At 62.1% G+C, this 25,566-nt stretch carries 27 protein-coding genes; 14 read left to right on the top strand and 13 right to left on the bottom strand.

Annotated features, from left to right (window positions below):
- From BM160_RS20770 to BM160_RS20760, 3 genes are all read right to left on the bottom strand, one after another.
- Positions 1 to 218 (bottom strand): transposase domain-containing protein (locus tag BM160_RS20770; protein WP_177219106.1); only part of this gene is annotated, 218 nt, incomplete at its 3' end.
- A gap of 150 nt (positions 219 to 368) precedes the next feature.
- Entirely contained in the window at positions 369 to 1,502 is a 1,134-nt protein-coding gene (locus tag BM160_RS20765) for a branched-chain amino acid ABC transporter substrate-binding protein (RefSeq protein WP_092008067.1), read from the bottom strand.
- Positions 1,503 to 1,551: 49 nt separating this feature from the next.
- Positions 1,552 to 2,286 (bottom strand): aspartate/glutamate racemase family protein, encoded by a 735-nt coding sequence (locus BM160_RS20760; RefSeq protein ID WP_177219105.1) that lies wholly within the window; start codon positions 2,284 to 2,286, stop codon positions 1,552 to 1,554.
- Between the two features lie 172 nt (positions 2,287 to 2,458).
- Here BM160_RS20760 and BM160_RS20755 point away from each other — a divergent pair, with 172 nt between their 5' ends.
- Entirely contained in the window at positions 2,459 to 3,952 is a 1,494-nt protein-coding gene (locus BM160_RS20755) for a MocR-like pyridoxine biosynthesis transcription factor PdxR (protein WP_177219104.1), read from the top strand.
- Positions 3,953 to 4,051: 99 nt separating this feature from the next.
- On the opposite strand, the gene modC is transcribed toward BM160_RS20755, so the two are convergent.
- From modC to modA, 3 genes are read right to left on the bottom strand one after another with little or no spacing between them, the layout of a single operon-like run.
- Positions 4,052 to 5,128 carry a molybdenum ABC transporter ATP-binding protein gene (modC, locus tag BM160_RS20750; protein WP_092008065.1) on the bottom strand — a complete coding sequence of 359 codons (1,077 nt, stop codon included), beginning with the start codon at positions 5,126 to 5,128 and terminating at the stop codon, positions 4,052 to 4,054.
- Entirely contained in the window at positions 5,125 to 5,817 is a 693-nt protein-coding gene (gene modB, locus BM160_RS20745) for a molybdate ABC transporter permease subunit (protein ID WP_092008064.1), read from the bottom strand. The genes modC and modB overlap by 4 nt, the downstream gene beginning before the upstream one ends.
- Before the next feature lie 6 nt (positions 5,818 to 5,823).
- Positions 5,824 to 6,591: a molybdate ABC transporter substrate-binding protein gene (modA, locus tag BM160_RS20740; protein WP_092008063.1), complete on the bottom strand. Its 768-nt coding sequence runs from the start codon at positions 6,589 to 6,591 to the stop codon at positions 5,824 to 5,826.
- Between modA and BM160_RS22705 the strand changes: the two genes are divergently transcribed.
- On the top strand, positions 6,590 to 6,742 hold the full coding sequence (locus BM160_RS22705; RefSeq protein ID WP_177219103.1) for a hypothetical protein: 153 nt from the start codon (positions 6,590 to 6,592) through the stop codon (positions 6,740 to 6,742). The two genes, modA and BM160_RS22705, sit on opposite strands and share 2 nt — an antisense overlap.
- Positions 6,708 to 7,502, top strand: coding sequence for a TOBE domain-containing protein (locus tag BM160_RS20735; RefSeq protein WP_092008062.1), 795 nt, complete (start codon positions 6,708 to 6,710; stop codon positions 7,500 to 7,502). Before BM160_RS22705 ends, BM160_RS20735 begins: the two co-directional genes overlap by 35 nt.
- 26 nt (positions 7,503 to 7,528) lie before the next feature.
- On the opposite strand, the gene BM160_RS23010 is transcribed toward BM160_RS20735, so the two are convergent.
- The 6 genes from BM160_RS23010 to BM160_RS20700 all read right to left on the bottom strand — a co-directional run bounded on the left by BM160_RS23010 (position 7,529) and on the right by BM160_RS20700 (position 14,582).
- Entirely contained in the window at positions 7,529 to 8,677 is a 1,149-nt protein-coding gene (locus tag BM160_RS23010) for an ATP-binding cassette domain-containing protein (protein WP_255369026.1), read from the bottom strand.
- Positions 8,674 to 9,744 carry a FecCD family ABC transporter permease gene (locus BM160_RS20720; RefSeq protein WP_092008061.1) on the bottom strand — a complete coding sequence of 357 codons (1,071 nt, stop codon included), beginning with the start codon at positions 9,742 to 9,744 and terminating at the stop codon, positions 8,674 to 8,676. Before BM160_RS20720 ends, BM160_RS23010 begins: the two co-directional genes overlap by 4 nt.
- Positions 9,741 to 10,691 (bottom strand): heme/hemin ABC transporter substrate-binding protein, encoded by a 951-nt coding sequence (locus tag BM160_RS20715; RefSeq protein ID WP_092008060.1) that lies wholly within the window; start codon positions 10,689 to 10,691, stop codon positions 9,741 to 9,743. The genes BM160_RS20720 and BM160_RS20715 overlap by 4 nt, the downstream gene beginning before the upstream one ends.
- Before the next feature lie 30 nt (positions 10,692 to 10,721).
- Complete coding sequence (locus BM160_RS20710; protein ID WP_092008059.1) at positions 10,722 to 11,864, bottom strand: hemin-degrading factor; 1,143 nt, start codon at positions 11,862 to 11,864, stop codon at positions 10,722 to 10,724.
- Entirely contained in the window at positions 11,861 to 12,265 is a 405-nt protein-coding gene (locus BM160_RS20705) for a hypothetical protein (protein ID WP_143093310.1), read from the bottom strand. The genes BM160_RS20710 and BM160_RS20705 overlap by 4 nt, the downstream gene beginning before the upstream one ends.
- A 67-nt stretch (positions 12,266 to 12,332) precedes the next feature.
- Positions 12,333 to 14,582 (bottom strand): TonB-dependent hemoglobin/transferrin/lactoferrin family receptor, encoded by a 2,250-nt coding sequence (locus BM160_RS20700; protein ID WP_255369025.1) that lies wholly within the window; start codon positions 14,580 to 14,582, stop codon positions 12,333 to 12,335.
- Positions 14,583 to 14,881: 299 nt separating this feature from the next.
- Between BM160_RS20700 and ahpC the strand changes: the two genes are divergently transcribed.
- From ahpC to BM160_RS20650, 10 genes are all read left to right on the top strand, one after another.
- The gene (ahpC, locus tag BM160_RS20695; RefSeq protein ID WP_092008057.1) at positions 14,882 to 15,445 is read left to right on the top strand and encodes an alkyl hydroperoxide reductase subunit C; all 564 of its coding nucleotides are present in this window, start codon (positions 14,882 to 14,884) and stop codon (positions 15,443 to 15,445) included.
- Positions 15,446 to 15,525: 80 nt separating this feature from the next.
- Positions 15,526 to 17,085 carry an alkyl hydroperoxide reductase subunit F gene (gene ahpF / locus BM160_RS20690; protein ID WP_092008056.1) on the top strand — a complete coding sequence of 520 codons (1,560 nt, stop codon included), beginning with the start codon at positions 15,526 to 15,528 and terminating at the stop codon, positions 17,083 to 17,085.
- A gap of 173 nt (positions 17,086 to 17,258) precedes the next feature.
- Positions 17,259 to 17,735: a bacterioferritin gene (gene bfr / locus BM160_RS20685; RefSeq protein WP_092008055.1), complete on the top strand. Its 477-nt coding sequence runs from the start codon at positions 17,259 to 17,261 to the stop codon at positions 17,733 to 17,735.
- A gap of 295 nt (positions 17,736 to 18,030) precedes the next feature.
- Positions 18,031 to 20,325 carry a TonB-dependent receptor gene (locus tag BM160_RS20680; RefSeq protein WP_143093309.1) on the top strand — a complete coding sequence of 765 codons (2,295 nt, stop codon included), beginning with the start codon at positions 18,031 to 18,033 and terminating at the stop codon, positions 20,323 to 20,325.
- 71 nt (positions 20,326 to 20,396) lie between these two features.
- On the top strand, positions 20,397 to 21,104 hold the full coding sequence (locus tag BM160_RS20675; RefSeq protein ID WP_092008053.1) for a Fe2+-dependent dioxygenase: 708 nt from the start codon (positions 20,397 to 20,399) through the stop codon (positions 21,102 to 21,104).
- A 207-nt stretch (positions 21,105 to 21,311) separates the two neighbouring features.
- Positions 21,312 to 21,545 carry a (2Fe-2S)-binding protein gene (locus BM160_RS20670; RefSeq protein ID WP_092008052.1) on the top strand — a complete coding sequence of 78 codons (234 nt, stop codon included), beginning with the start codon at positions 21,312 to 21,314 and terminating at the stop codon, positions 21,543 to 21,545.
- A 122-nt stretch (positions 21,546 to 21,667) separates the two neighbouring features.
- Positions 21,668 to 22,384 (top strand): energy transducer TonB, encoded by a 717-nt coding sequence (locus tag BM160_RS20665; RefSeq protein ID WP_092008051.1) that lies wholly within the window; start codon positions 21,668 to 21,670, stop codon positions 22,382 to 22,384.
- Between the two features lie 17 nt (positions 22,385 to 22,401).
- A complete protein-coding gene (locus BM160_RS20660; RefSeq protein WP_092008050.1) occupies positions 22,402 to 23,130 on the top strand; it encodes a MotA/TolQ/ExbB proton channel family protein in 729 nt (242 codons plus the stop codon).
- Position 23,131: 1 nt separating this feature from the next.
- Positions 23,132 to 23,542: an ExbD/TolR family protein gene (locus BM160_RS20655; protein WP_092008049.1), complete on the top strand. Its 411-nt coding sequence runs from the start codon at positions 23,132 to 23,134 to the stop codon at positions 23,540 to 23,542.
- 138 nt (positions 23,543 to 23,680) lie between these two features.
- On the top strand, positions 23,681 to 23,899 hold the full coding sequence (locus tag BM160_RS20650) for a hemin uptake protein HemP (RefSeq protein WP_092008048.1): 219 nt from the start codon (positions 23,681 to 23,683) through the stop codon (positions 23,897 to 23,899).
- A 235-nt stretch (positions 23,900 to 24,134) separates the two neighbouring features.
- Here the strand turns inward: BM160_RS20650 and BM160_RS20645 are convergent, their stop codons facing one another.
- On the bottom strand, positions 24,135 to 24,542 hold the full coding sequence (locus BM160_RS20645; RefSeq protein WP_092008047.1) for a GlcG/HbpS family heme-binding protein: 408 nt from the start codon (positions 24,540 to 24,542) through the stop codon (positions 24,135 to 24,137).
- A 198-nt stretch (positions 24,543 to 24,740) separates the two neighbouring features.
- Here BM160_RS20645 and BM160_RS20640 point away from each other — a divergent pair, with 198 nt between their 5' ends.
- On the top strand, positions 24,741 to 25,433 hold the full coding sequence (locus tag BM160_RS20640; RefSeq protein WP_092008068.1) for a Bax inhibitor-1/YccA family protein: 693 nt from the start codon (positions 24,741 to 24,743) through the stop codon (positions 25,431 to 25,433).
- Positions 25,434 to 25,566 lie beyond the last annotated feature (133 nt).

Genomic DNA, 25,566 nt, shown 5'->3' with positions numbered 1-25,566 from the left:
TCTTGTCCATCCAGTGTCAGCGCCATCTCCTGGACGACCTGCCACATCGGCATCTGTCGAAACAGTGCCAGACCGATCACCAGCCAGACCGCGTGGTCGGCTGGCAGCTTGCGCCGGCGAATGGAGGCCTTGCCGGTGGCGGCGAGTGCTTGTTCGATCCAGGCCGGATCAATCAGCGCGCTCAGTTCGTTGATGCCACCGGCGGGCAAGCACGCCAGCGTCTCGTCTAATGTGTTTTGTAAAAAGCTCGACAAATGAAAAAGGGAACGTGTTGAACACGTTCCCTTTTTACCTTCCTTTGGCTTCGTCAGCTCTTAACTGACTGGCATTGACCGCGAGGTGGCTTTTTCTTGAGTCGGCAAAACACTTCAGTTCAGCGCTACTTGCTTGCCGTCTTTGTACATAAAAAGCGTGACGGCGGGATCTTTGATTTCACCATTGGGTTTAAACCAGATTCTGGCGGTCACGCCCTTGTAGTCGGTCTTCCCCACTTGCGGCAGATAGACCTTGGGGTCCGTGGAGTTGGCCCGCGTCATGGCATCGGCCAGCACCATCGTGGCATCGTAGCTGTAGGGGCTGAAGAGCTGGAAGTCGCCGGGGTACTTGGCGTCGTAGCGTTTCTTCCAGTCCTGGCCGCCAGGCATCTTCTCGATCGATGAGCCACCCAGGGCGCATACGACGTTGTCCAGACTCTTGGCGCCCGCGGCAAGCTTGACGATGGTCTTGGTGCAAACGCCATCACCGGCAATGTACTTGAGGTTGGTCATGGCCAACTGGTCCATTTGGCGCAGCATGGGGCCGGTCTGAGCGTCCACGCCGCCGTAGAAGATGGCATCGGGCGACTTGGACTTGATAGCGGTCAGGATCGCCATGAAGTCCGTGGCCTTGTCGTTGGTGTACTGCTCGTCCACCACCTGCATGCCCTTGGCCAAAGCCGTTTTCTTGAACACTTCTGCCACACCCTGGCCGAAGGCCGTGCGGTCATCGACGATGGCCACTTTCTTCAGTTTCAAGGTGTCGGCGGCATAGTGCGCCAGATCGACGCCCATGATGTTGTCATCGGCGACGATGCGAAACGAGGTCTTGTAGCCCGGCTTCATCAAGGCAGGGTTGGACGCGGAGGCGACGACCATGGGAATGCCGCAGTCGTTGTAAATCCTGGACGCGGGAATGCTGGTGCCCGAGGTCAAGTGACCGACCACACCGTTCACCTTGTTGTCGCACAGCTTTTGCGCCACGGCCGTGCCTTGCTTGGGATCGGCGGCATCGTCTTCCACGCTGGCCTTGAATTGGATCTTTTTACCGCCTATCACCAGGTTTTTCGCATTCAGGTCGTCAACCGCCATCAGCACGCCATTTGCGTAGTCTTTGCCCAGGTGAGCAATGGCACCCGACAGCGGCCCGACGGTAGCTATGGTCACGACTTGCAGGTCCTGCGCGAACGCCAAACCAGCCGCTGCTGCAAGGGCTGTGGCCACAGTTAATTTCAGTTTCATTGGCATAAGAACTCCGGGTTAAAAAGTCGCGATAAAAACTAGTGACTGACAAACTTCAGCTTTGCTGCCTGCCCTGAACCGCGAGCGCCGCTGCAGCGCGAGCATGCAAAAGGGTGCTGTCCAGGAGCGGGAGTGCGGTGGATGCGGGGTCCATGGTGAGCAGCGTCAGATCCGTGCAGGCCAAGACCACGGCGTCGGCCTCTTGGCTGCGAAACCACTCGATCACGTCCAGCACCAGTTGGTGCCCTGCGGCGCTGGTTTTTCCCTGCGCCAGCTCCTGAAAAATCAAGCTGTCCACGGCATCGGCCAAGGCGGGCGATGGGGGAAAGAACTCTATGCTGGACGCGGCGCCCAAGGCCTGGTACATCCTGGAGCGCGCCGTCTGCCGGGTGCTCACCAGTCCTATCCTGCGGAAGTTTTTCTCCCGGGCGGTGGCGATGACGGTTTCGGCAATGCCTAATACCGGCAGTCCCGATTGAGCGGCCACGGCATCGGCGAAGGTGCTTCCCGTGTTGGAGCCAATCACGATGAAATCCGCACCGGCGGCAGCCGCGTCTTTCGCACCCTGGACGATGGACTCGCTGGCGGCGGCAGTGTCGCCGGATTTTGCGGCCTGGATCAGGATGCTGAAATCCGGCGTGACCATCACCGATCGAAATGAAATGGGCGAGCTCAGAACCCGGCCCGCCGCTTGGTGCATTTCCACGTAGTAGATGGCGTTGGTTTTGGCGGCCATCCCGACGATGCCGGGAACCAGCTTTTGCTCTACCTTGTCGTTTCTGTCCTGCATGTCAGCCCTTGCTTGCGAATAAAAAGTGCGGCGGTATCGCCGGTATCGCATTAGGGCCCAGTTTATGAAGCGCTGTGGCCGACCTGAAGAGCCATTGGCCGGGTTTCGCATTGGGCCATTGCATGGGCTATCCTCGCCGCATGGAAAGAGCCGCCCCAGCAGGAAACTCGCGATGAACGTTCGCAAAACCTATGCACTGGCGCTGCCGCTGGCGCCACGACAGCCCGATGAAGCCAAGCAAGCCTGGGTCTACCGCACCATCCGCGAGCTGATACTCGATGGCAGCTTGCCGACACAAAGCCGATTGCCCTCGACGCGCGACCTGGCGAAATCCTGGCAGGTGTCCCGGGGGATTGTCGAGTCGGCCTACGAGCGCCTAGTCATGGAAGGCTATGCCGCAAGCCGCACCGGCATCGGAACGCATGTCAGCGGCGCCCCACCCGACTCCTTTTTCCGCTCAACACAGCCGGCGCCCGGAGGCTCCGCGAGCCGGCCCGCAGGAGAGCTCAGGCCGGACGAAGAACGTGAGCATGCGCTGGGCCTGCGCTACGGCCAGCCTTTTCTCGGGCGCCTGGCCGATCCGGCGCAGTTTCCGCTGGACCGCTGGCGCCGCATCATGTCCGACCGCCTTCAGCGCATGGATGCGCAAACGCTGGCAGAGGACGACCCTGCCGGTCATCTGCCGCTGCGCAAGGAAATCGCCAAATACCTCGGCAGCGCCAGGGGACTGCGCTGCGACGCCGCGGCCATCATCGTCGTCACCGGCATACGCCATGCCGTCGACCTGACGGCGCGGCTGCTGGCAGCCGATTCCGAGGTGCTGATCGAAGACCCCGGCTACCAGGCGGCCTATGAATTGTTCAAGTCCCAAGGCGCCAATGTGGTGCCCGTGCCGGTCGATCGCGACGGGATCAGCATGCAGCAGGTCCGCTCCTCCAAGCGTGCGACGCTGGTCTATGTCACCCCGGCGCACCAGTCGCCACTCGGTGTTTCAATGTCGGAGCGTCGGCGCACAGAACTGCTCGAATGGGCGGCGGACCGGAAGGCCTGGATCCTGGAGGACGACTACGACAGCGAGATCAACTATGCGGGAGCGCCCATGCGCGCGCTCAAAGGCATAGACGCGGCCGACCGCGTGATTCATTGCGGCAGCTTCAACAAGACCCTGTTCCCGTCGCTGCGCATAGGCTATATGGTGGTGCCCAAGCCGCTGATCCAGCCCTTTCTGCGTCTGCGTGCGCTGACCGGCCGGGCCAACAGCGTGCTGGATCAGCTGACGCTGGCGGCGTTTCTGCAATCGGGCTTGTTCGGAGCCCACTTGCGCGCGGTCAGGATGGTCTACCTGAAGCGGCGCGACATTGTCATTGAGGTGCTTCGGTGTCATCTGGGGCCGTCGCTGCGTCTGTCGGGCGCGCATGCTGGCTTTCATTTTTTGCTATGGCTGCCTGAGGGCGTTACGGAAAGCGCGCTGCGATCACAGGCCGTCGCCAACGGAATTCAGCTCCATGGTTTGGCCGACTACTGCCACCGCGCGCGCCTGGAGCCGGGCGTACTGATCGGGTTCACAGCCACCGAAGAAGCCGAGCTGGAACGGGCTGCCACCACACTGGCGCAGTTGATCGTTCAGCAACAGCAAACGGCCATGGACAGCAGGGGATTTTCGTGATTTTCCACTTGAATTTTCAAGCAAAACAGTCCGTGAGCGCCGCTCCTATTTAGCAACCAGCTATGTTATTGATAGCACCTCAAGAATAACCGGGCCGCATCAGCCCACAACTGCCACGCCCTTGACCTGCGCATAGACCTGGCTGCCAGGCCGCAACTGCAGCGTATCGGCCGACTTTTGCGTGATGCGGGCCAGCAAGGTGCTGCCGTTGGCATCCAGCCCGACCATCATCTGGCCCGGGCTGTCGGCAGAAATGCCGATAACCGTCACGGCAAATATGTTCAGCACACTGGTGCCCTCCTGCCGCCACAGGGTCAGGCTGACGTCGCGCGCCTGGATGCGCACACGCACGCGCTGGCCGGCTTTCAGGGTCGGGTTAAGCAGGCTGATCTGCCCGCCGGCAAAGACGGCATGGCTCAGGTGGTAGGTCGGCTCCACCCTGCTCACGGTGGCCTCTATCACGGCGGCCGCCGCGTCGCCATGCGCCAGCGGCAGGTCCAGGCGTGTCATCAGCTCGCGCGTGGGGCCTACCGCCGTCACGCGGCCCGCCGCCATCAACACCAGGTGGTCGGCCAGCCGCGCCACTTCGTCGGGCGCGTGGCTCACATACAGAATAGGAATGTCCAGCTCGTCATGCAGGCGCTCCAGGTAAGGCAGCACGTCGGCCTTGCGCTGCACATCTAGCGCGGCCAGCGGTTCGTCCATCAGCAGCAGTTGCGGGCTGGTGGCCAGCGCACGCGCGATGGCCACGCGCTGACGCTCGCCGCCCGACAAGGTGCCGGTCTGGCGCTGCATCAGCGGGGCAATGCCCAGCAACTCGATCGCCTGGTCCAAGGACACGCGGCGCTGCGCCGCCGGCACACGGCGCAAGCCGTAGTCCAGGTTGCGCCGCACGTCCAGGTGGGCAAACAGGCTGGCCTCCTGAAACACATAGGCCAGCGGACGCCGGTGCACCGGCATGAAGATCTTGCGGGCGTCGTCCTGCCAAACCTCGCCGTTGACCTCCAGCCGGCCCACACCGGCCCGCGCCAGGCCGGCGATACAGCGCAGCAAGGTGGTTTTGCCCGAACCCGAGGTGCCAAACAACGCCGTCACACCGCGCCCCGGCAAGCTCAGTTTCACGTCCAGCGAAAAATCGGCGTAAACCTGCTGAAACGCCAAATTGATGCCGCTCATACGCCCTGCCCCCGGCGCCGGCCCGTGGGCTGCAAGGTATAAAGCGCCAGCAGCACCAGAAAGGAAAACACCAGCAGCCCGGCCGCCAGCCAATGCGCTTGCGCGTATTCCAAGGCTTCCACATGGTCGTAAATCTGCACCGACATCACCCGCGTTTTGCCGGGAATGTTGCCGCCCATCATGAGCACGATGCCGAACTCGCCCACGGTGTGGGCAAAACCCATGACCGCCGCCGTCAGGTAAGCCGGTTTGGCCAGCGGCAAGACCACGCTGAAAAAGGTGTCCAGCGGCGAGGCGCGCAAGGTGGCCGCCACTTCGAGCGGCCTGTCGCCAATCGCTTCAAAGGCGTTTTGCAGCGGCTGCACCACAAACGGCATGGAGTAAAAAACCGAGCCCACCACCAGACCGGCGAAACTGAAAGGCAGCAAGCCCCAGCCCAGCGACTGCGTCAGCTGGCCGATGACGCCTTGCGGCCCCATCAGCACCAGCAGGTAAAAACCCAGCACCACCGGCGGCAGCACCAGCGGCAAGGCCACCAGCGCGCCCACCGGCCCCTTGAGCCAGGAGCGGGTGCGCGCCAGCCACCAGGCCAGCGGTGTGCCGGCCAGCAGCAACACCACCGTGGTGGTGGTGGCCAGCCTGGCGGTTAATGCGATGGCCTGCCAGCCGGCGTCGTCAAGCACGGTCATCGGCGCTCAGGGCTCGTAGCCAAAGGAGCGGATAACGGCTTTGGCTTTTTCGGTTTTCAGGAAAGCCATCAGTTGCACGGCAGCTTGGTTGTCTTTGGCCTTGGCTAACAACACGGCATCCTGGCGAATCGGGCTGTGCAGCTTCTCCGGAACAATCCAGGCGGACCCGGATTTGATCTTGCCGCCTTCATACACTTGCGACAAGGCGATGAAACCGAGGTCGGCATTGCCGGTGGAGATAAAACTAAAGGTCTGGCCAATGCTTTCACCCGTCACCAGCTTGGGCTCCAGGCTGGCCAGCAGGCCGAGTTTGGTCAGCGTTTCCACCGCCGCCGCACCGTAGGGCGCGAGCTTGGGCGCGGCAATGGCAATTTTTTTGAAATCGCCTTTTTTCAGGACTTCGCCCTGGCCATCCACAAGATTAGGCTGGGCCGACCACAACACCAGCTTGCCGGTGGCGTAGGTGAAACGGCTGCCGCTCACGGCGGCGCCCTCTTGCTCCAGCTTTTTGGGGGTCTCGTCGTCAGCCGCCAGAAAGACCTCAAAAGGCGCGCCGTTGGTGATCTGCGCGTAGAACTTGCCGGTGGCGCCAAAGGACAACACCGCCCTGTGGCCGGTTTCTTTTTCAAAGTCTGCGGCTATCAGTTTCATGGGTGCGGTGAAATTGGCCGCGACGCCCACCTGCACCTCACCGGCCATGGCGGCACCTGAGACCAACAAGGCCAGCAGACGCGGAAGAAGGCGCGAGACTGAACGCGAAACAAAGGGATGCATGAAGAAGCCCGATAGTGGTGTTGATGAAACGGCCGCTATTGAAGTGCGGGCCAGGTGTGATTTCGCTATTCTAATTTGGAATAGCGAGACCTTTCACGACGCGGCAAAATCACCCCATGAAGCCAGCCGCCAAGACCTCACTTTCTTTTGACAGCGCCCTTAGCCATGAGCCCGCCGACAAGCGCATCGAAATCCTGCGCCTGATTGGCGAGAGTGGCTCCATCTCGCAGGCCGGGCGCGAGGCCGGCGTCAGCTACAAGGCCGCCTGGCAGGCCATAGACACGCTGACCAACCTGGCCGGCGTGATGCTGGTGCAACGCGCCGTGGGCGGCGCGGGCGGCGGCGGCGCCAGCCTGACCGAGGCGGGCAGCCAACTGCTGGCCGTCGCCGGCCAGCTGGCCGAATCGCGCCGGCAAGTGCTGGCGCAGGCCGCAGGCCAGCTGCAGCCGGCCATGGCGGCACCTGCGCTTGGCCGCATAGGCGTGCGCACCAGCATGCGCAACCAGCTGCCCTGCCAGGTCGAGCGGCTCAGCGCCCAGGGCCAGATGGTGCGGGTGGCGCTGCGGCTGGCCGGTGGCGATCTGCTGGTGTCGCGCATTACCAAGGCCAGCGCAGAACTGCTGGGATTGAAAAAAGGGCTGGCGGTGCTGGCGCTTTGCAAGGCCACGGCGGTCCAGGTCACGGCGCAGGCGCCGGATGTAGACGGCGCCCTCGCCGCGCCGGGCCGCCAGGCGCTGAACGGCCGGGTGGTGCGCATCAACCGCGGCGCCAGCGGCGACGAGGTGTCGCTGCAACTGGCGTCTGGCCTGCAACTGGTCGGCTTTGCTGCGGCGGGCAGCGGCCTGAAGAGCCGCGCCGCCGTCACCGCTCATGTCGACGAATCAGCCGTGGTGATTGCGCTGGAAGCCTGAGGCGGATTCATGCAACCTATGAAGCACTAGGGCTGGGCTTCAAACAAATACTGGTGCACCTCTTGGCCTTGGGCCGCCGGCAGCATGACCGGATGCGCCACGACGTCCCACACCTGGGCAATGCACTCCGCCGTCAGCGTCTGCCCGGTCGGGCCGCTGGCCACCACTTCGCCACGCTGCAGCACCAGACAGCGATCGCTGTAGCGCAGCGCCAGATTGAGATCGTGCAGCACCGCCACCACGCCAATGCCGTGGGTGTCGGCCCAGCGGCGCGCCAGCTGCAACACCCGGTGCTGGTGTTGTAAATCCAGTGCCGCGGTCGGCTCGTCCAGCAACAGCCAACGGGAGCCCCCACGCTCGCTCACTTCGTGTGGCTCGCTGCCCCCCGAGGGGGCCGCTGCGCCTGCGGCCCGGCAAAGCCGGTTCCGCGGCCCCGACTGGTTGATGGAGTCCCTTGCTTGCTCAGATGTGCCCTTTGCAGCATGGCCTCCTTGCTCGCTCACTTCGTGTGGCTCGCTGTCCCCCGAGGGGGCCGCTGCGCCTGCGGCCCGGCAAAGCCGGTTCCGCGGCCCCGGCTGGTTTATGGCGTCCCTTGCTTGCAAGGCGACCGGTTCCCAGACTTGAGCCAGCGCCCGCGCCAGATGCACGCGCGCTTTTTCGCCGCCCGACAGGGTATTGAGCGGCCTGTCCATCAGATGCTCGACCGCCGTGGCCTGCATGGCCAGCCCCGCAATGTCGGCCTCCTGCGGGCTGGGCCGGCTGCGATGCGGATAGCGGCCCAGCTCCACCACCTCGCGCACGGTGAAATCAAAAGCCACCTGCGTTTCCTGCGCTACAAAGGCACGCAAGCGCGCCAACTCCCCGGCAGCACGGCCTTGCAAGGCCTGGCCGCCCAGTTCCACATGGCCTTCGGTCGGTTGGCGCTGGCCCGTCAGCAGCGACATCAGCGTTGACTTGCCCGCGCCGTTGGGCCCCAGGATGACGGTGAGCTGGCCCGCCACGCATTGCAGGGAACTGGCTTTGAGCAGTGACTGGCCGCCCAGCGCCACGGCAACGCCATGCGCCTGCAAGGTGGCGGCGGACGATGTGCTTGGTGCGCTGCAGGGCATGGCGGCTGAGGGGACGGCCTGCAGCAAGCCAGGCCTGGAAAGATTGAGCAGCTTTCGCAAGTTCACAAGCGGCTCCTGAAATGCCGCAACAGCAGCAGGAAAAACGGCACGCCGACGAAGGCCGTCAGCACGCCCAGCGGCAGCTCGGCCGGCTTGACCGCCGTGCGCGCCACGCTGTCGGCCGCCAGCACCAAGGCAGCGCCCAGCAGGGCCGAACCCGGCAGCACGACACGGTGATCCGGCCCGGCCAGCAGGCGCACGCAATGCGGCGCCACCAGGCCGACAAAACCGATCATGCCGGTGGTCGCCGTGACCGCGCCCACGGCCAGCGCCGTCACCAGCACGGCAAGGCGCTTGACGCGCTCGACCGGCACGCCCAGCAAGGCGGCCTGCGCTTCGCCCAGCGCAATCGCGTTCAGCGGTTTGGCCAGGGCCAGCCCGGCAATCACGGCGACAGCGACCACGGCGCACACCAGCGCGGTCGCGCTCCAGCGCGCGCCGCCCAGGCTGCCCAGCAGCCAGAACTGGATGCTGCGCAGCTGCTCGTCGCTGGCCAGAAAGGTCAGATAGCCCAGGCCGGCCCCGGCCAGCGCATTGATGGCAATGCCGGCCAGCAGCATCAGCCCGACCCGCGTGCCGCCATCCTGCTGCGACAACGCATAGACCAGCACCGTCACCGCCAGGCTGCCCATGAAGGCCATCAGCACCAGCGTCCAGCTGCCCAGGGTGCGCGGCATGTCGGGAAACCACAGGCTGCCCAGCACGATGGTGACGCCGGCCGCCAGTGCCGCACCGCTGCTGACGCCGATCAGGCCGGGGTCGGCCAGCGGGTTGCGAAACAGGCCCTGCATCAGCGCGCCCGACATACCCAGCCCGGCGCCGGCTGCCACGCCCAGCAGCAAGCGCGGCAGGCGGATGTTCATGAACACCAGATGCTCGGGCGACGGCTGCGCCGTGCCGCCGATCATGTCAAGCAGCACATTCCATAGCTGAAAAGGGCTGATGGCGTAAGCGCCACGGGCGCTACCAGCTATAAAACTAATAGCAAACAACAGCACGCCCAGGCCCAGCACAGTCCGTGCCGGCCAGCGCCGGTGCTCGCCCGGCAAGCCGAAACGCAGGCGGTGCTTCATGCCACGGCTTTAAGCGCTGCCCGGTGCAACTCGCTCACCGCCTGCGGCAGGCGCGGGCCAAAGCCGATCAGATAGAGCGCATCAAGCACGACCAGCGAGCGGCGTTGGTAGGCGGGCGTCAGCTCCAGCCCGGGGCGTGACCAGAATTTCTCAACGCCGCCGCTGGCCTCAATGCCTTGCGTGGTGGTCACGATCAGCTCGGGGGCGGCCGTTACCAGCGCTTCGGCGGTCATGGGGCGGTAGCCGCTGAAATGGTTGGGGTTGCCGGGGCCGGTGAGTGCATTGGCCAGGCCGGCGAAACCCAGCATGGCGTGGGCGGCGGTTTTGTCGCCGGCCACCTGCGGGCTGGCCGAGTGCGACAGGATGAAAATGGCCTTGGGCCGGCGTCCGGCTTGCCGGGCGACGCTGGCCAGCACCTCGGCCCACTGGGCATCGAGACTGGCTTGCAGGGCCGTCGCCTGCGACACACGGGCCGTGGCCCGCCCGACGGCCGCCACCTTGCGCTGCACCTCGGCCCAGCTGTGGTCGGCCTCGACCAGCTCGACCTTGACGCCGGCGCTGCGGATCTGGTCCATCACCACCGTCGGGCCGGCTTCCGTCGTGCCTATCACGGCATCGGGCTTGAGCGACAGCAGGCCCTCGGCCGACAGCTGCCGCATATAGCCGACCTTGGGCGTTTGCGTTGCTGCCAGCGGAAACAGGCTGGTGCTGTCGGTGCCGACCAGCTGCTTTTCAGCGCCCAGTGCGTAAACGATTTCTGTCGTGGAGCCGCTGACCGAGACGATGCGGGGCAGCTTCTGGGCCGTCGGCTGTGGCTGCGTCTGGGCCCACGCAGCAGGGGCAGACAGGCTGGATGCGGCGCAAACGGCGCCAACGAAAGGTAGCGCCGGGAGTGAAAAAAACCGTAACGCGTCGCGTCGCCGGAGCGTGGGATGGGGTGTGGTCATGGGAGGCTTTGTCGTGGGATGGCGTCGTTTTCATGCCTGCAAGCGCGGCAAACGCGCCGCGATGTCGCGCCAGGCCTGCTGCTCGGGCACGCCGGGCTTGCGGCTGCCAAAGAACATGGCCATCAGCTCGCCTTCGCCGTCAAACACATCCACCGAGGTGACGATGCCGTCGGCCGTTGGCTTTTGCACGATCCAGGCGTTCTGGATCATGTCTTCACGCAGATGCAGGTTGAAGCCCGCATCCAGCACGTTGATCCACTGCGCCGTCGGCGTGACCATGGGCTCGATTCGCTTGACGGGCCCGCTGTGAATCTGGATGCAGCCGCTGCTGCTGACAAACACCATGATGGAGGCGCCGTCCATGGCGGCCTCGTCGAGCAGCTTGCGCACGATGCCCAGGTCGGCACGCTCGGTAAAGCGCCCTTCAACTAGCCGGAAGGCCTGCTGGCGCTCGACGCCAAATTTGCTGATGAGGCCGAAGAACTGGTGGGTGTCTGTCATCTCGCTCCAGCCCTGCGTCAGGCCGGCGGCATCCAGTTCGCCATCGGGCGCGGCGGCTTTTTTGGCCGGGGCCGGCATGAACAGATAGTTTTTGTCGGCAGCGCTGAACTGGCTCACGATGTCGTTGAAGGCCTCGCGGTCGGTCTCGGCGCGCACAAACACCTTGTGCACGGCCACGCCGTGCGCGTCAAAAAACTGCAGGCTTTGCGTGGGCGGATTCTTCGCATCGTTGGCCGGCTCATGGACCGCGAAGCCGGCGTGCCAGCGGCTGAAAAACAGGCGCAGGTCAATGTCTTCGCCCAGCGCCAGGCCCATGTGGCCGGTGGCGTTGATGTTTTCGTAGACGCCGGTTTTCTCGTGCACGGTGGAGGCGTTGCGCGTCAGCGCCATCACCGGGCCGCACAGCTGCAGCGCCTGCAGCAGCTCGACCCAGGGCCCTTGCAAGGGCGTGGCCTTGAGCGGGTAGTCATGCGTGCCGGCATGGGCGGCCATGGCTTCGCCCTCGCTCACGCCCAAACTTTCGGCGGCGTCCTTGGCGCGCTTGCCGCTGCTACGCGCCTCACTGAAACGCTCACGCAAGCTGGCGGCGTTCAGGGCGGCCCCATCGGATGCCGCCGTGGCTGAAGGTGTTGTGGCCTGGGGCCGGGTCTGGGTTTGAAGAACTGCGCTCATTGAAGAATCTCCGGTGCGGTGTGCCAAAGCACGTTGTTGCGAGGGGTGGAAAAGTTGGAAGGGGGTTGGCCTTGCTGCGCTGCTTGCGCCAGGGCTGGCGCTGTCGGCGGATCGCTTTCGTCCTGCTGTTGCTGCAGCTGCTGGACCCAGAGCGCGTGCAGATTCATGCTCACGCTCCTGAAGGCAGGACTCACCACATGCAGCTGCGACAGCATGTGCAGGTTGGCAATGATTTTTTTCGCCATCAACTCACGATGTTCGGCACAGCAACCCTGGGCATAGCCGGTCATCAGGGCCAGCGTTCCGGCGAGCAAGCCTTCGGCGCTGGGCAGTCCCGGCTGGCCCGTTTGCACATCCGGGTCATTGATGCCGTGGTCGGATTCATTGGAGTGAGGGCTCATGCGCATTCCTTTCATGAAGACAGGGATTGAAGGCGGTATGACGGCCGGTCAGGACTCAAAAGTCCGCTCAGAAATCGGCCACCAGCGACACATTGAAGTGGCGGCCCGGCTGGGTGTAGGCATCGGCGACCGCCGAGGTGGCGGCCAGGCCGCGCACGTCGGACCAGTTCCAATACTTTTTGTCGGTCAGGTTGGCAATGCCGGCGTTGACGCGCAACTTTTTATTGATGCGCCACTGGCCGCCCAGGTCCAGCGTGGTGGCGGCTGGCACCAGGAACTGGGTAGCGGGTGCGACCACGTTCACGTCACTACCCTGCTTGGCCGAATGGCGGACGGCATCCAGGCGAACATCCCAGGCTGCGGTCTCGTACTTCACGCCGACGCTGAGCTTGGCCGGGTCAATCGAGTTGAGCGGCTTGCCCGTGGTCTTGTCTTTGCCGCTCGCCTGGCCGTAGCTAAAGGGCGTGCTCAGACTGCCGCCGGCCAGCTTGCCCCAATCCATGGCGCCCTTGATTTCAAAACCGCTGATGGTGGCGTTGCCGATGTTGATGGACTGGAACACCGTCGGGTTGCCGACCACGCCGGCGCCGCCCACGGTCACGTTGTCTTCGATCAGGTTGTTGAACTTGCCGGTGAAGGCCGCGACGTCAAGCGAGAGTCCATTGACGCGGCCACGCACGCCAATTTCCAGGTTCTTGCTTTTCTCGGGTTTCAGGTTGGGGTTGGAAATGGTTTTATAGAACTGCGTAACGTTCTCAAAAAATCCATTGAGCTGGCTGGCATTGGGGGCGCGAAAGCCGCTGGCGTAATTGCCAAACACGCTCCATTCGGGCGTGGCGCGGTACAACACACCCAGCTTGGGCGACACCGCCGAGCCCGACAGCGACGCCGCCTGGCCGATAAAACCGGCCTGGCTGGCCTTGAGATCGAAGCGGTCAAAGCGCACACCCGGCGTGATGCTCCAGCTGTTGCTGATGAACTCATCCTGCAGATACAGCGCCGTACTCGACTCCTTGGTGTCGGGGAAGCGCTTGAGCGGGAAGGTCTCCCCGGCGGCCGGCACCTGACCGGTTTGCAGGTTGAGGATGTCGGCCTGGGCGTAGTCCAGGCCGTAGGTGATTTTTTGCGACCATTCGGGCGACATGCGGATGGTCTTGCCGGCCTGAATGCCTGCCTGCCAGCTCCGCTCGTCGTAGGTCATGTCGCGCACCCGGTCCGGCGAGGTGTTGCGGTCCTCCAGGGTGTACTGGCGCGAGGCCGCATCCTGGTAGCTCAGCACCGTCTGCAGGTTGTCGGCCAGCAGGCTGTTCACCTTGTAGCGCGCATCCCAGGTCAGACGGTTGCGCTCGGATGTCGTCAGCGCTTCGCCCCTGAGCACCGAGGTTGCCACCAGCGGCGGCTTGGAACGTGCCGTGAGCAGGTCGTATTCGGATTTTTTCTCCACATGCTCCAGGGTCAGCACATGCTTTTGCGTGCCATCGGGCTTGAACACCAGCTTGGCCAGCAAGGCATAGGCCTTATCCGTCTGCGGATTCGGACGGGTGCGATCCACATTGGCCGAATCGTTGCTGCCCTGGTTGTCCAGATCCTTGCCCCGGTTCGTGCTGGCCGAGATCAGCCACTCCAGCGACTCATTGACGCGCCCGGCCACCGTGCCGCTGACCGAGACGCCGCCGTTGTCGCCGCTGTAGCTGGTGGAGGCGCGGCCACCCAGGGTTTTGCCGTCTGCCAGGAAATCCGCCGGCTCATGGGTGATGAAGTTGACCAGCCCGGCCAAGCCGTCCGAGCCATAGAGCACGGAGGACGGGCCGCGGATGATCTCTATGCGCTTGAGCAAGTCTATGGAAAAAGAGTCGCGCCCGAATGAATAGCTGCTGAACACATAGCTGCGCGGCGCACGAATGCCATCGACCAGCAGCAGCACGCGGTTGCCATCCAGGCCGCGGATGTTGAAGCCGGCATTGCCGTCACGTCCGTCACTGCTGCCGCCTATCAGCCCGAAGCGTGCCGGAGCGCGCTTGACCGAGACATTGGGCAGGTTTTTCGCCGCATCGCGGATATCGCGAATCTGCCCCTCTTCCATGTCGTGGGCATTGATGACGTCCACAGACATGGGCAAATCGTCGCTCAGCTGCTCATTACGCGAGCCGCTGACGACGACTTCTTTCAGTGCCTTGGCGGAAGCCAGCAGCACCGGTGCCCCGGCGTCGGGCACGGCCGATTGCGCATGCGCCGTGACGGCAACGCCGCAGGTCAGCGCAACCAGCCAGGAAATTTCGCGCAAGGCGAAACGGGAGTAAGGAGGAGTAAATGCCACAAGCAGCCCAAAAATGAGAGGGTTAAGGGCTTGCTGCTCGGCCGCATCGGGCCGGTGACCCCTGCGACAGCTATGTGGCTGGCTCTAAAGTGAGTTTAGTATATGCGAATAATTCTCATTAAGAACTAAAATAGAAAAATCATTGCACCCGGTGGGTACAAGCCTCGTCACGAGAGGGCGCCCAAAAAAATAGACCGAAGCAATTCAGTCGATAGTAAAAATCTATTAGATTAAACAACTCAACACACATATACTATCAACTCATCAACAGTTTCATCAACCCTAGATAGGAAACCACCATGTCCCTGATCAATACCCAAATCCAACCGTTCAAGACCCAGGCTTACCTCAACGGCAAATTCATCGAGGTCTCCGACGAATCGCTCAAGGGCAAATGGTCGGTTCTGATCTTCATGCCGGCCGCATTTACCTTCAACTGCCCAACGGAAGTCGAAGACGCAGCCGACCACTACCCTGAGTTCCAGAAGATGGGTGCAGAGGTCTACATCGTGACCACCGACACGCACTTCTCCCACAAGGTGTGGCACGACACCTCGCCTGCCGTCGGCAAGGCCAAATTCCCCCTGGTAGGCGACCCAACCCACACGCTGACCAACGCTTTCGGCGTGCACATTCCGGAAGAAGGCCTGGCCCTGCGCGGTACCTTTGTGATCAATCCCGAAGGCATCATCAAGACGGCAGAAGTGCACTCCAACGAGATCGCCCGCGACGTCAAGGAAACCCTGCGCAAGCTCAAGGCAGCCCAGTACACCGCGGCGCACCCCAATGAAGTCTGCCCAGCCAAGTGGAATGACGGCGCCAAGACGATCGCGCCATCGTTCGACCTGGTCGGCAAGATCTAAGTAGCCCTTGCGCGCCAAAGCCCGGGCGCGTTTGTACCCGGGCTTTTTTATTCCCTCTATTTGACGAAAGTGAGTCCACCATGCTCGACGCAAACACCAAAGCCCAATTGAAAAGCTACCTCGAACGCGCCACGCAGCCGATTGAAATCGTTGCCTCGCTCGACGCTAGCCCAGCCTCGGGTGAGTTGCAGTCGCTGCTCAAGGACGTCGCCGATTGCTCGCCCCTGGTCACCGTCACGGAAAGCCGCGATGACCAGCAGCGCAAGCCCTCTTTCTCCATCAACCGCCCGGGTGAAAACCACGGCCCGCGTTTTGCCGGCCTGCCCATGGGCCATGAATTCACCTCGCTGATCCTGGCGCTGCTCCAGGTCGGCGGTTACCCCCCAAAGGTCGACGACGCCGTGCTGGAACAGATCCGCGCGCTGGACGGCGACTTCGACTTCGAGATCTACATCTCGCTGACCTGCCACAACTGCCCCGATGTGGTCCAGGCGCTGAACCTGATGGCGGTGCAAAACCCGCGCATCAAGGCCACCATGATTGATGGCTCGCTGTTCCAGGACGAGGTCAAGGAGCGCGAGATCATGGCCGTGCCCACCGTGTTCCTGAACGGTACCGAGTTTGGCCAGGGCCGCATGAGCCTGGAAGAAATCCTGGCCAAGATAGACACCAGCGGCGTTGAGCGCGAAGCCAAAAAAATCGCCGCCAAAGACCCGTTCGACGTGCTGATCGTCGGTGGTGGCCCAGCCGGTGCGGCTGCGGCCGTGTATGCCGCGCGCAAGGGTATTCGCACCGGTATTGCCTCCGAGCGTTTCGGCGGCCAGGTGCTGGACACCCTGGGCATCGAAAACTTCATTTCGATCAAGGAAACCGAAGGCCCCAAGTTCGCACACGCCCTGGAAGAGCATGTGCGCGACTACGATGTCGACATCATGAACCTGCAGCGCGCCAAGGCATTGGTGCCCGGCCCCGACTTCTTCGAAGTGCAGCTGGAAAGCGGCGCCTCGCTGAAGAGCAAAACCGTCATCATTTCGACCGGTGCGCGCTGGCGCAACATCAACGTGCCCGGCGAGCAGGAGTTCAAGAACAAGGGCGTGGCCTATTGCCCGCACTGTGACGGTCCGCTGTTCAAGGGCAAACGTGTGGCTGTGATCGGCGGCGGCAACTCCGGCGTCGAAGCGGCGATCGACCTGGCCGGCATCGTCGGCCATGTGACGCTGATCGAGTTCGACACGGCTTTGCGTGCCGACGCGGTGCTGCAGCGCAAGTTGCACAGCCTGAAAAACGTCACGGTGTACACCAACGCGCAGACCACAGAGATCACCGGCGACCAGAAGGTCAACGGCCTGGTCTACAAAGACCGCGCGACCGGCGAGTTGCACAAGGTGGAACTGGAAGGTGTGTTTATCCAGATCGGCCTGGTGCCCAACACCGACTGGCTCAAAGGCGTGGTCGAGTTGTCCAAACACGGCGAGATCATCGTGGATGCGCGCGGTCAGACCTCGGTGCCCGGCGTCTTCGCCGCCGGCGATGCCACCACCGTGCCGTTCAAGCAAATCATCATTGCGGCTGGTGATGGCGCCAAAGCTGCCCTGGGCGCTTTTGACCACTTGATCCGAAGCAGCGCACCGGCCCACTGAGAGGCCTGCCGCAGCGGCCCGCCACCCGCGGGCCGCTGCGGCGCGAGACTTCGCAATACGAACAGTTATCACAATCACACGCAGCCAGACCGCGCCTGTGGGGGAATGCTTGAGTTGAAACCCGCGACGGGGGACAATCGCCCCCTCACAACACAACAAAAAAGGGGAATTCCATGAAAGGCGACGCACAAGTCATTGTTCATCTGCAAGCCCAGCTTAAAAACGAGCTGACCGCCATCAACCAGTACTTCGTGCACTACCGCATGTACAAGCACTGGGGTTTGGACAAGCTGGCCAAGAAGGAATACGAGGAGTCCATCGGTGAGATGAAGCATGCCGACAAGCTGATGGACCGCATCTTCACGCTTGACGCCCTGCCCAATCTGCAGGACCTGGGCAAGCTGATGATTGGTGAAGACGTGCCGGAAGCCCTGAACTGCGACCTGCAACTTGAAGTGGGCGCACAGGCCACCATCAAGGACGGCATCGCCCATTGCGAGTCCGTGCGGGATTACGTCTCGCGCGACCTGCTGCAAGGCATTCTGGACGACACCGAAGAGCACATCGACTTCCTGGAAACCCAGATCGAGCTGATCGATAAGGTGGGCATACAGAATTACCTGCAAAGTCAGATGGGCGAGCTCGGCTAAGCCGCATAGCAAGGCAGCGCCCAAACGCTGCGCCGAACAACGGGGCTCCATGGGCCCCGTTTTCATTTCCGGCCCATTCAACTATTGTTTTTTTGCTACAAAAATCCTGTTCAAGGCGAGATACATGGCGTTTTATGCATTAATGGCATGCGAATCATTCTCATTAATATACACTCGGAGACTAACTTTACAAGCCAGCCAACTCGCGTCCTGAAGGATTGTTTCGAGCACAGCCAAGCTATTTTCTGAAACCCGGTCCGCCGCCGACAAGGCCGGATCACGCTTGGAGCTCTTCTTGGCACACCCTTCTGCTCGCGCTGCACGCTTGGCACGCAACAAAAAAGCCCTCTCAAACGGCGCTGACAACTTTTCAGCGGCAACCCTTTCGATCACGCACACCCCGTCATCGTCCAGCCCAGCCCTGCTGCCACTGGGCGCGCTGATGCTGGCCGTGTCGGTGTCCAGTTGGGCGCAAAACGTCACGCCGACCCCCAGCGCAGGTGACGCAAACGCGACGTCATCCATCCAAGGCAAAACCTTGGCTCCGGTGACCGTCAAGGCCGCTCGCGATCGCGAGAACCAAACCTACCAGAGCGGTATCACCAGCGTCGGCAAGGTGCCCGTGGCCGCCAAGGACATTCCGCAGTCGCTGACCGTGGTGAATGAAAAACTGATTCACGACCAGGGCAAGGACAGCTTCAAGAGCGCGCTGGAAAACGTCATCGGCATTACCTTTGAGGCCGGCGAAGGCGGCCGGGTCGGCGACAACATCCGTCTGCGCGGCTTTAGCGCAGCCGGCGACATTTACCAGGACGGCATGCGCGACATTGCGCAGTACAACCGCGACACCTTCAATGTCGAGCGCATCGAAGTCTTGCGCGGTGCTGCCTCCATGCTGTTTGGCCGCGGCTCCACCGGCGGCATCATCAACCAGGTCAGCAAGCAGCCACGCCTGATCACCGAGCACGAAGTCAACGCCACCCTGGGCACCGATGGCTACCAGCGCTACCAGGGCGACTTCAACTTCAAGCTGGCTGACGACGCAGCCCTGCGCATCAACGCCATGGCCACCGACAGCGACGGGCGCGGCGACAACGCTGGCGCCTCCACGCACCGCCGTGGCCTGGCGCTGGACTACCGTTTTGGCATTGGCACCGCCAACGAATTCCAGATCAGCTACTACCACCTGCATTACAACGACAAGCCCGATTGGGGCTTTGCATGGCTCAACGGCCGTCCGGCCCCATCGCCCACCAACAAATACTGGTACGGCCTGGACAGCGACTTCCAGAACGACAAGGCCGACGCCCTGACCTTGTCACACACGCATCGCTGGGCCGATGGCAGCAGCCTGAAAACCACGCTGCGCGACGGCTACTACTCACGCGCCATGTGGGCGACGCAATCGAGCTTCGCCGCTGGCACCACGATTGGCAACCTGAACGACAGCACCATCGTCAATCGCCGCACCAACGCCAAAGCGGGCAAGGAGCACCACACCTTCCTGCAAACCGACTACCTCACCAGCACGAACTGGTTTGGCCGTAAAAACAGCATCCTGGTGGGCGGCGAATACGCAGTTGAAAACTCCAGCCGTTCGACCTATCCACAGCTGATAGCGACCAAACCCCCCACCACGGTAGGCAATCCGGGCAGCGCGGGTATTGCCGGCAACACCACCGAACGCATCGCGACCAGCTTCCGGGCCACGACACTGGGCCTGTACGTGCAGGACACGATTGAGCTCACGCCCTACTGGAAACTGGTGGGCGGCTTGCGTATGGACAACTTCAAGGGTGACTTCAACCGCGACGGCAATGTGGCGCCCAACAACACCCCGCTATCGCGCTCCGACAGCCTGCTCAGCAAGCGTCTGGGTGTGATGTTCCAACCGACGCCGGAGGTCAGCTACTACGCCGCCTACGGCACCTCCTTCAACACCTCCGGCGACCTGTATCAGTTTGACCCGCAATCGGCCAATACCGCGCCAGAAAGCAGCCGCAACATGGAAATCGGCGCCAAGTGGGAACTCTACGATGGCGACCTGTCCTTCCGTACCGCACTGGCACGCACGGAGAAGTACAACGAACGCAACACCGACATCGACACAGCCAACAACTCCTACCTGCTGTCGGGCAAGCGCCATACCGATGCGCTCGAATTCGAGATCGCCGGTCGCATCACGCCACAGTGGGATGTGTTCGCAGGCCTGGGCTTCCTGAAGGCCGTGATTGACCAGTCTGGCTCCAACCCTGCGGGCCAGTTGGAAGTTGGCCAGAACCCCGGCCTGAGCCCGAGCCGCCAGGCGACCCTGTTCACCACCTATCGCATCGGCGACAAGTGGCGCGTAGGCGGCGGCTTCACCGCCGTCAGCCAGAACAAGCCGGCCAACAGCGTCACCAGCACCAACCGTGCGCCCGGTTACGTCAAGGCCGATGCCCTGGTGGAATACCGCATCAGCGAAGGAAGCAGCCTCAAGCTGAACGTCGACAACCTGTTTGACAAGGTCTACTACAACACGCTGTACCGCGGCTTTGCCGCGCCTGGCGATGCGCGCAGCGTGCGCCTGACCCTGACCAGCAAGTTCTAAACCACTGCGTTTTAAACTTCGGGCATCCCTGCCAGGCCGGGGATGCCCTTTTTTCTTGGGAAATCACCACCATGCTGCTTCGCATTCAACAAGCCCTTCAGCCCGACGAACTGGCACAAGTGCGCCAGCTGATCCTGACCGCCGACTGGGCCGATGGCCGCATCACGGCGGGCAGCCAGAGCGGCGCTGTCAAGAACAACCTGCAGCTGCCCGAAGAGCTGCCCGCAGCCCAACAAGCGCGCCATATCGTCTCCGTGGCCCTGGCCCGCAACCCGATGTTTGTGACCGGCGCCCTGCCCAAATCGGTGTACCCACCGCTGTTTAACCGTTATGGCGGTGAGGCCAACAATTTCGGCAACCACATCGACAACGCCGTGCGCACGCATGCCGCTACGGCGCGCCATGTGCGCACCGACATTTCCTGCACGCTGTTTCTGAGCGATCCAGCCAGCTATGACGGCGGCGAGCTGGTGGTGCAGGACACCTATGGCGAGCAGCGCATCAAATTCGAGGCCGGTGATCTGGTGATGTACCCGGGCATGTCGGTGCATCGCGTCGAACCCGTCACGCGGGGCGAACGCCTGGCCTGCTTTTTCTGGATAGAGAGCATGGTCCGCTCGGACGACCAGCGCCGGCTGCTGTATGAAATGGACATGGCGATCACCGCGCTACGCCAGAAAGACCTGGAGCGCGCCCCCGTAGGCGGCCCGGAAAGTCCGGAAGTGGTCCGCTTGACAGGCTGCTACCACAACTTGCTGCGCATGTGGGCCGAGGTCTAAGGCCTAGGGCGATCCATATCAGCTATTAAATCAGTAGCTTTCTGCGCATGAGCCATAAGGCCTACAGGCCTTTTTGATTCCTATTTCATGGATTCACAGGCTGATCTCCTAAAATTTCACCGGACATGATTGCAAATGCGACAGATTCGTATTTATAATTGGCACACTGATTAAATTTTGATCAGCCACTCAACAGTCAGGCCCACCATGATCGTCTGTGTTTGCCGTCGCATCTCTGACCGAGAAATTGCCCGCCACGCCCGCGCCGGAATGGGCTTTGACGAGATTCAGTTCGAGCTTGGCGTGGCCACCCAGTGCGGCCAATGCGAAGGTTGTGCCCGTGATGTGGTGGCGCAATGCAGTGGCAGCTGCCCGACGGCCAACATCACGCTAGCCGCCCCCGTCTCGGAAGGCAGCTCATGGAACAGCTCTCAAGCCTAGTCGTGACACTTCCCGTCAGCCTGATCCTGGTGATCGGCTCTGCGTGCTGGATATTTCGCCGCCATCCCTGACCAAAGCCCTGTGGCACGCTAGTGGCCATGCGCCCCATAACCGATCACTCGATGAACGCCAGCACCTTTTCAGCCTCCGCCTATCTGCCCGCCAGCCCGCCCCGCCCAGCACTCAGCCGCAATGCCACGATTGCCCTGGTCGTGGTGGCACTGCATGTGGGCTTGATCTGGGCGCTGCAAAGCGGCCTGCTCAAGCGCACCGCCGAACTGCTGGTGCCCGCCGAAGTGTTGGCGCAATTCATCGAGCTGCCCGTGCCGAAGGTGGAGCCAGTGCCACCGACGCCGCCCACACCCAAGATCCAGAAAAAGACCGTGACTCCAGCCAAGGCACCGATACAGCCGCAGCAGCAGCCACTGGCCATTGCCGACACTACGCCCTCACCCAATGCACCGACAGGTGTCGTGACACCGCCGCTGCCCGCCGCTCCGGTGGCGGCAGCTCCCGCAGCACCGGCTGCACCCGCAGCCCCTCCTGCGCCGCCAGCCGTGCAGCTGCCGTCCAGCAATGCCGATTACCTGCAAAACCCCAAGCCGGCCTACCCGCCACTCAGCAAGCGCCTGGGCGAGCAAGGCAAGGTCGTCCTTCGCGTGCTGATCGGTGCTGATGGCGTGCCCCAGAAGGCCGAAATTCGCCAGTCCAGCGGCTTTGATCGACTGGACCAGGCCGCTCTGAATACCGTCCTCAAATGGCGCTATGTTCCCGGCAAGCGCGGTGGCGTAGCCGAGGAAATGTGGTTCAACGTCCCCATCAATTTTGTTCTCGAATAATTCTCTGGAGTAGTTAAATGGAAACCCAATTCGGCCTCGCCAACGTCTGGTCGCAAGGCGATCTCATCACCAAGGGCGTCGCCGTGCTGCTGCTACTCATGTCACTGTCCTCCTGGATGGTCATCCTTATCAAGGCGCTGGATCTGCGCCGCCTCTCCAGCCAGGCCAAGGCCACGGAAAGCTTCTGGCACAGTGCCGACTTCGCCGATGGTCTGGCCAAATTCGGCAAAGACCCGAGCAACCCCTTCCGCGTGCTGGCCCTGGAAGGTCGCGAGGCCACCGCCCATGTGCTGCACAAGGATGGCAACACCAAGCCCCAGTTGCATGACAACCTGGACGTCAGCGACTGGGTGACGCGCAGCCTGCGCAACTCGATTGACGACACCACCGCAAAAATTCAGTCGGGCCTGGCCATCCTGGCATCGGTCGGCTCCACCGCACCTTTCGTCGGCCTGTTCGGCACGGTCTGGGGCATTTACCACGCCCTGCTGGCGATAGGCTTGAACGGCCAGTCCAGCATTGACAAGGTTGCCGGCCCCGTCGGCGAAGCGCTGATCATGACGGCACTGGGCCTGGCCGTGGCCATTCCCGCGGTGCTGGGCTACAACGCCCTGATACGCGGCAACAAATCGGTGCTCGGCAAGCTCAACCGCTACGCCCATGACCTGCACGCCTATTTCGTCACCGGTGCCCGCGTCACCGGCCAAGTCGGCGCCAATGTCGTGGCCATGAAAAAAGGCAACTGAGATGGCTTTCGGAACCCAGGACGACAGCGATGAGGTGATGAACGAGATCAACATGACGCCCCTGGTTGACGTCATGCTGGTGCTGCTCATCATCTTCATCATCACCGTGCCGGTGATGAAACACTCGGTCAACATCGACCTGCCTCGTGCCAGCAACGAGGTGCAGCTCACCAAGCCGGAAACCATACGCCTGAGCGTGGATGCCGAGGGTAGCTACTTCCTCAACGAGGCCAAGATTGCCGATGAAGATCTGGCACCCCGGCTCAAGCTGGCGGCCACCCTGGAGCCACAGCCTGACTTGCATATACGCGGCGACAAAGCGGTTCGCTACGAGCGCGTGGCGCAAGCCATGGCAGCGGCGCAGCAAGCCGGCCTGCGCAAGATAGGCTTTATCACCGAACCCCAGCATTAAACCGGAGGCGCTCCGCGAGAGCGCCGTCCAGGCGTCAAGCCACGCGCACAAAAAATACGCGTAACAAGACAAGTTTGCTTGACTTTTAAATGAGAATGGTTATCATTTAATAAACAAAACCCAATAGGTTTCAGCATCATGTCCGCCCTTTCGCCACATTCAGCCACTCTGAGTCTGCCCACCCGCACCGCTGATCACCCAGTGGTCGCTGTCGGCAGTCATGTCACCAGCACCTCGCCCGGCTGCCTTAGCAGTAGCGAAATTTTGCGCGGACAAAAAACAGTGGAAATCAGCCACAACGGCTCGACCTACCGCTTGCAGGCCACGCGCATGGGCAAACTGATTTTGACCAAGTAGATTTGAGCAAGTAGAGCGCCAAGCTCAAGCAACCGTTTCATCGTGGGGCGATCCGGGTGTCCAAGCACCCAAGGTCGTTTTTAGCCAGCCACGGACTCTTTCGGGTCGATTAGCCAGGCTTTTTTTCCACTCACAGATAGCGGCTTGCAGCACAACAGCCGCCATGCCACGGGCAAGAAAAAACCGACCTTCAGGTCGGTTTTTTGCAGCTCAAACGAGGCTACATTACCCGGTATTACAGGCCAATCGCCGCCATGCCGGCACGCGCAATCTGCGCATCTTCCGTCGACTTCACGCCGCTCACGCCGACAGCACCAATGCACTGGCCGTCTTTCATGATGGGCACACCACCTTCGAGCATGCCCTGGATGTAAGGCGCGGACAGGAAGGAGGTGCGGCCGCCATTGATCAGGTCTTCATAAATCTTGCTCTCGCGGCGCCCCATGGCAGCCGTGTTGGCCTTGGCGGGCGCAATGTGCGAAGAGATCGGTGGCGCGCCATCCAGGCGCTGCAGGTGCAGCAGATGGCCGCCGTCATCGACGATGGCAATGGTCACGGCCCAGTTGTTCTTCAGGGCCTCGGCCTCGGCGGCGGCGGCGATGATTTTGACGTCGGCGAATTCAAGCACGGCTTTTGATTTCATAGGTACAGGTTTGTATTGGCAAAGACATCGAGCATACGCAAATTTGAGCGCTCCCCGCACGCTGATTGCCAGCAAATTAGCTTATATAACCCTTACAAATAGTAAGGAGTGTGGCGCTCTGTTTGATTGAAAAATCACGCTTGCGCCCTAAAATCATTAATGAATCCCGCCTTCGCGGGCTCTATGGAGATGATGCACATGACTGACAACGTTCAAACACTCGACTATGGCCGCACTGCGGTCTCGGCCGAGCAGCGCAACAAAGTACTGCGCAACACCTACTGGCTGCTCGCTCTGAGCCTGCTGCCCACGGTGCTGGGCGCCTGGCTGGGCGTGGCAACAGGCGTCACCCGTGCGCTCTCCGGCGGCCTCGGCATGATCGTCTTCCTGGGCGGCGCCTTTGGCTTCATGTACGCGATTGAAAAAACCAAGAACTCGGCCGCAGGCGTGCCGGTGCTGTTGGGCTTTACCTTCTTCATGGGCCTGATGCTGTCGCGCATGATTGGCATGATCCTGGGCTTCAAGAACGGCTCCGAGCTGATCATGACGGCCATGGGCGGCACGGCCGGCGTCTTCTTTGTCATGGCCACCCTGGCCAGCGTGATCAAGCGCGACATCTCCGGCATGGGCAAATGGCTGTTTGTCGGCGCCATGGTGGTCATGGTGGGCGGCATCATCAATGTGTTTGTCGGCTCGACCGCCGGCATGATGGCCATCTCGGTCGCCGTGATCGGTATTTTCAGCGCCTACATGCTGTATGACCTGAAGCAGATTCTGGACGGCGGCGAAACCAACTACATCAGCGCCACGCTGGCCCTGTACCTGGACATTTTCAACGTGTTCCAGGCCTTGCTGGCCCTGCTCGGCATCATGGGCGGCGAACGCGACTAAGCCAGTCTTGCTCGCAGCATGAAAAAAGGCCACCCAAGGGTCAATGCCAGTCAGTTAAGAGCTGACGAAGCCAAAGGAAGGTAAAAAGGGAACGTGTTCAACACGTTCCCTTTTTCATTTGTCGAGCTTTTTA

This window comes from Polaromonas sp. OV174, assembly GCF_900112285.1.
Lineage (GTDB): Bacteria > Pseudomonadota > Gammaproteobacteria > Burkholderiales > Burkholderiaceae_C > Polaromonas.
This window is presented reverse-complemented; position numbering and strand designations above follow the sequence as displayed.

Excerpts from the sequence above, each read along its gene's own strand:
- BM160_RS20710 (WP_092008059.1), bottom strand. The coding sequence starts at position 11,864 with ATGAGCGCAGTTCTTCAAACCCAGACCCGGCCCCAGGCCACAACACCT.
- BM160_RS20755 (WP_177219104.1), top strand. The coding sequence starts at position 2,459 with ATGAACGTTCGCAAAACCTATGCACTGGCGCTGCCGCTGGCGCCACGA.
- ahpC (WP_092008057.1), top strand. The coding sequence starts at position 14,882 with ATGTCCCTGATCAATACCCAAATCCAACCGTTCAAGACCCAGGCTTAC.
- BM160_RS20670 (WP_092008052.1), top strand. The coding sequence starts at position 21,312 with ATGATCGTCTGTGTTTGCCGTCGCATCTCTGACCGAGAAATTGCCCGC.
- BM160_RS20760 (WP_177219105.1), bottom strand. The coding sequence starts at position 2,286 with ATGCAGGACAGAAACGACAAGGTAGAGCAAAAGCTGGTTCCCGGCATC.
- modB (WP_092008064.1), bottom strand. The coding sequence starts at position 5,817 with ATGACCGTGCTTGACGACGCCGGCTGGCAGGCCATCGCATTAACCGCC.
- BM160_RS20705 (WP_143093310.1), bottom strand. The coding sequence starts at position 12,265 with ATGAGCCCTCACTCCAATGAATCCGACCACGGCATCAATGACCCGGAT.
- BM160_RS20715 (WP_092008060.1), bottom strand. The coding sequence starts at position 10,691 with ATGACCACACCCCATCCCACGCTCCGGCGACGCGACGCGTTACGGTTT.
- BM160_RS22705 (WP_177219103.1), top strand. The coding sequence starts at position 6,590 with ATGAAGAAGCCCGATAGTGGTGTTGATGAAACGGCCGCTATTGAAGTG.
- BM160_RS20665 (WP_092008051.1), top strand. The coding sequence starts at position 21,668 with ATGAACGCCAGCACCTTTTCAGCCTCCGCCTATCTGCCCGCCAGCCCG.
- BM160_RS20655 (WP_092008049.1), top strand. The coding sequence starts at position 23,132 with ATGGCTTTCGGAACCCAGGACGACAGCGATGAGGTGATGAACGAGATC.
- BM160_RS20765 (WP_092008067.1), bottom strand. The coding sequence starts at position 1,502 with ATGCCAATGAAACTGAAATTAACTGTGGCCACAGCCCTTGCAGCAGCG.
- BM160_RS20720 (WP_092008061.1), bottom strand. The coding sequence starts at position 9,744 with ATGAAGCACCGCCTGCGTTTCGGCTTGCCGGGCGAGCACCGGCGCTGG.
- BM160_RS20650 (WP_092008048.1), top strand. The coding sequence starts at position 23,681 with ATGTCCGCCCTTTCGCCACATTCAGCCACTCTGAGTCTGCCCACCCGC.
- BM160_RS20675 (WP_092008053.1), top strand. The coding sequence starts at position 20,397 with ATGCTGCTTCGCATTCAACAAGCCCTTCAGCCCGACGAACTGGCACAA.
- bfr (WP_092008055.1), top strand. The coding sequence starts at position 17,259 with ATGAAAGGCGACGCACAAGTCATTGTTCATCTGCAAGCCCAGCTTAAA.
- modC (WP_092008065.1), bottom strand. The coding sequence starts at position 5,128 with ATGAGCGGCATCAATTTGGCGTTTCAGCAGGTTTACGCCGATTTTTCG.
- ahpF (WP_092008056.1), top strand. The coding sequence starts at position 15,526 with ATGCTCGACGCAAACACCAAAGCCCAATTGAAAAGCTACCTCGAACGC.
- BM160_RS20645 (WP_092008047.1), bottom strand. The coding sequence starts at position 24,542 with ATGAAATCAAAAGCCGTGCTTGAATTCGCCGACGTCAAAATCATCGCC.
- BM160_RS20735 (WP_092008062.1), top strand. The coding sequence starts at position 6,708 with ATGAAGCCAGCCGCCAAGACCTCACTTTCTTTTGACAGCGCCCTTAGC.
- modA (WP_092008063.1), bottom strand. The coding sequence starts at position 6,591 with ATGCATCCCTTTGTTTCGCGTTCAGTCTCGCGCCTTCTTCCGCGTCTG.
- BM160_RS20660 (WP_092008050.1), top strand. The coding sequence starts at position 22,402 with ATGGAAACCCAATTCGGCCTCGCCAACGTCTGGTCGCAAGGCGATCTC.
- BM160_RS20640 (WP_092008068.1), top strand. The coding sequence starts at position 24,741 with ATGACTGACAACGTTCAAACACTCGACTATGGCCGCACTGCGGTCTCG.